This is a genomic window from Candidatus Neomarinimicrobiota bacterium (assembly GCA_041862535.1).
Lineage (GTDB): Bacteria > Fidelibacterota > Marinisomatia > SCGC-AAA003-L08 > TS1B11.
The window spans coordinates 1-3,621 of the sequence record JBGVTM010000070.1; the positions used below are offsets into that span (position 1 = coordinate 1).

The window sequence follows — 3,621 nt, forward strand, 5'->3', positions numbered from 1 at the left end:
GGCACCGCCGAAACCATCCACACCGCCAACCGCGGCGAAAATATCCTGATCATCTTCATTAACAACGGCATCTACGGCATGACCGGCGGCCAGATGGCCCCGACCACCATCATCGGGGCCACAACCACCACTACTCCCGGAGGCCGCAATATCGCCCAGCACGGCAATCCCCTGAAAATCGCCGACCTGATAGCGATACTTCCCGGCACCGCCTACGCCACCCGCCAGAGCGTCCACAAGCCCGGCAACGTGCGCAAGCTCAAGAAAGCCCTCATCAAGAGCTTCCAACTCCAAAAACAGAAACAAGGATTATGCTTTGTCGAGGTAGTGAGCAACTGCCCGTCAGGCTGGAAAATGACCCCCATAGAAGCCAACCGCTGGTTGGAAGAACACATGCTGCCCGAATACCCCCTGGGTGACCTGAAGACGCCGCCTGAAGAGGTGAGCTCGTGAAAGAGGAAGCCCTGATTGCCGGCTTCGGAGGCCAGGGAGTGCTGACTCTGGGGATGGTATTGGCCTATGCCGGCATGGTGGAGGGCAAAGAGGTCTCCTGGATGCCCAGCTACGGCCCCGAAATGCGCGGCGGCACCGCCAATTGCATCACCATCATCTCCGATGAACCCATCAGTTCCCCTATTATTACTCAGTACGACTCCGCAGTCATCCTCAATCAGCCCTCCATGGATAAATTCGAATCGAAGGTCAAGCCCGGCGGCCTGCTGCTCTACGAAAGCAACAGCATCCTGAATCCCCCCACCCGCAATGACATCACCTGCCAGGCCATACCGGCGGCTTCGGAGGCGGCCAAGCTGCAACACGACCGCGCCCTCAACATGATCATGCTCGGTGCCTTCCTGGCACACCGCCCGATTGTCGGCCTGAAAGCCGTCAAAGAAGGCCTCCTGCACGTCCTCCCCGAAAGATACCATCATCTCCTGCCCATTAATGAACAGGCCATCCAACGCGGCATGCAGCTGGCCACCGCCACCGCCCAGGCCACTGTCTAGCGCGGTTATCCCCCCACTCCCTTTAATCCATTGAAGCCCCGCTGCTCCTTGCGATACATTTAACCATCATGCTGGGCCCTTTTAATACCCGTTTGCGCGCCGAAGTGGAGCGCAAGGAGTCCCAACTGTGCCTGGGGCTGGACCTGGATCCGGCCCGGCCAAGCCAGCTCCATAACACCACCCTAGACTCGCTCAAAGAAGCCTCTTTGGTCATAGTTGAAGAGACCTGGGACCAGGTGTGGGGCTATAAACTCAACTTTGCCTTTTTCGAACGGTTCGGCTCGGCCGGTTATGCCTGGCTGGAGGAGCTGGCCGCCGCCATCCATCATAGGGCGCTGGTTATCGGGGATGCCAAGCGCAGTGATATCGGTAACTCGGCCCGCAATTATGCCCGGGCCATTTTTCAACACCTGGAGCTGGACGCCGCCACGGTGAATCCCTACATGGGACAGGATGCTCTGGAACCGTTCATCGCCGATCCCGGACGCGGCGCCTTCGTCCTCTGCCTTACCTCCAATCCCGGGGCCGAGGACTTCCAGCGCCACGGCAACGAGCAACCACTGTACCTCGAGGTAGCCGCCTGGGCCCAGGCCCTCAACGACGCCGGAAACCTGGGCCTGGTGGTCGGCGCCACCCACCCTGACGACCTGACACGGGTACGCCAAGCCGCACCCGATCTGCCGTTCCTGATACCGGGCATCGGCGCCCAAGGTGGTGACCTGGAACCGGCCGTGGCCTGCGGTACACCGGCCGCACCCAGCATCATTAACGTATCGCGGGGAATCCTGTATGCCGGCCAGGGTTCCCTGGAGGATATCCTGGCGGCGGTGAATGACTATAATCGGCAAATTAATGCGCTGGTTCAATCCTATGGACTTTGACCTGCTCGACCTCCTGCAGAAGAGCGGCGCCCTGCTGGAAGGCCACTTCCTGCTCACCTCCGGCTTGCACAGCGACCGCTACATCGAGAAGTTCCGCCTGCTGGAGCGGCCCGACAGCCTGGACGCCGCCGCCGAGGCTATGGCCGCCGACATCCGTCCCGATGACGTAGATGTGGTCCTGGGAGCGGCGGTGGGCGGTATCCTGCTCGCGGGTGCTGTGGCCCGGGTGCTGGGACGACGCATCCCGGAGGGATCCATTCGGACCATGTTCACCGAGCGAGTGGACGGCGTCATGACCCTCCGCCGGGGCTTCGCCCTCGAACCCGATGACCGGGTGGTCGTGGTGGAGGACATCGTCACCACCGGCGGCTCGGTACTCGAGCTCCTGGAGGTGGTGCGGCGGTCGGGGGCCCGCGTCCACCGCGTGGTATGCCTGGTGGACCGCAGCCGTGAGGGTGTCGATTTCGGAGCGCCGGCGAAAGTCCTGCTGCGTCTGCCTATTGCAACCTGGGAGCCCGGGGACTGCCCTTTATGCAAACAGGGCATCCCCTTCATAAAACCGGGCCGGTCGGGTAAGAAGTAAGGCCGGAACACCATCCCTTCGGAGCGAATTCTTATTCACCCTCACTATATTGGCAATAGACAATAAAGCGGCGAACATATTAATTTTATTTTAATAAAAACCCGGATCTGGAATCAAAATGAAGGTTGCACCTAGCTTTACCCTCAGGAGTTATTTCGTGAAAACACACTCGGGCAAGCTTTTCATTGCGACCGGGCTGCTGCTGGCCCTGCTCTGGTCATGCGGAGCCGGTCCGGATGAGGAAGTGCTCAAGACCTACCCCGACGGCGCGAAACAGGAAGTGGTGCATTATGAGGGGAAGGGCGGCGACCGGCAAATGGTAGCCAAAATCGGTTACTACCGCACCGGGGCTGTTTCCTTCGAAGAGCGCTATCGCGATGGCCAGGTCGTCGCCTACCGGTCCTGGTGGCCGAACGGCCAGCTGCGCATCGTCCGCCAGTACGAAAATGATGCCCCGGTAAGTGAGGTGAACTATGATATCGACGGCGTTCGCCATCTGACCAGCGCTGAAATTGAAGTCATCCGCCGCGAACTGGCCGACTACCCCGGTGAACCGGCCACACCTCAAGATACCGTGCTCATGGAAACTTCCGCCGGCGTGATCAAACTGCGCCTGCACACCGATGTGGCTCCCGGCCACTGCAACAACTTCAAGCGCCTGGCCAACTTCGGCTATTACGACAGCACCACCTTTCACCGGGTGGTCCCCGGCTTTGTGATCCAGGGGGGCGACCTCCTGTCCAGGGATGCCGTACGGGCTAATGATGGCACGGGCGGACCCGGCTACACTATTCCCGCCGAATTCAACCCCCGCCCACATGTGAAAGGTAGTCTGGCTATGGCCCGCTCCCAGGATCCCCATAGCGCCGGCAGCCAGTTCTACATCGCCCTCCGAAAGCTGCCCCAGCTGGACAACCGCTATACCGTCTTCGGCGAAGTGATCGAAGGACTGAACGTGGTGGATTCCATCGCCGCCGCTGCCACTGATTCCAAAGAGAACCCGGTGCGGCCCCAGCGCATCCTGCGGGTCCGGGTGAGTAACTCCGAAATACCCTAATTCCGGGCACCGGCCCGACACACCACGCAGCCATCCAGATGTGAGCCGTTATCCGGTGATGACCACCGACAGCAGAGGATCATGATACCCGCG

The 3,621-nt window shown here is 60.5% G+C and carries 5 protein-coding genes; all 5 read left to right on the top strand.

Annotated elements, in window-relative coordinates; genetic code table 11:
* The coding region (locus ACETWG_02980; protein ID MFB0515553.1) for a thiamine pyrophosphate-dependent enzyme at positions 1 to 453 on the top strand (453 nt) is incomplete at its 5' end.
* Positions 450 to 1,007 carry a 2-oxoacid:acceptor oxidoreductase family protein gene (locus ACETWG_02985; GenBank protein ID MFB0515554.1) on the top strand — a complete coding sequence of 186 codons (558 nt, stop codon included), beginning with the start codon at positions 450 to 452 and terminating at the stop codon, positions 1,005 to 1,007. The genes ACETWG_02980 and ACETWG_02985, both read left to right, overlap by 4 nt.
* A gap of 68 nt (positions 1,008 to 1,075) precedes the next feature.
* Positions 1,076 to 1,888, top strand: coding sequence for an orotidine-5'-phosphate decarboxylase (pyrF, locus tag ACETWG_02990; protein ID MFB0515555.1), 813 nt, complete (start codon positions 1,076 to 1,078; stop codon positions 1,886 to 1,888).
* The gene (gene pyrE / locus ACETWG_02995; GenBank protein ID MFB0515556.1) at positions 1,878 to 2,471 is read left to right on the top strand and encodes an orotate phosphoribosyltransferase; all 594 of its coding nucleotides are present in this window, start codon (positions 1,878 to 1,880) and stop codon (positions 2,469 to 2,471) included. Before pyrF ends, pyrE begins: the two co-directional genes overlap by 11 nt.
* 157 nt (positions 2,472 to 2,628) lie before the next feature.
* A complete protein-coding gene (locus ACETWG_03000) occupies positions 2,629 to 3,528 on the top strand; it encodes a peptidylprolyl isomerase (protein MFB0515557.1) in 900 nt (299 codons plus the stop codon).
* Positions 3,529 to 3,621 lie beyond the last annotated feature (93 nt).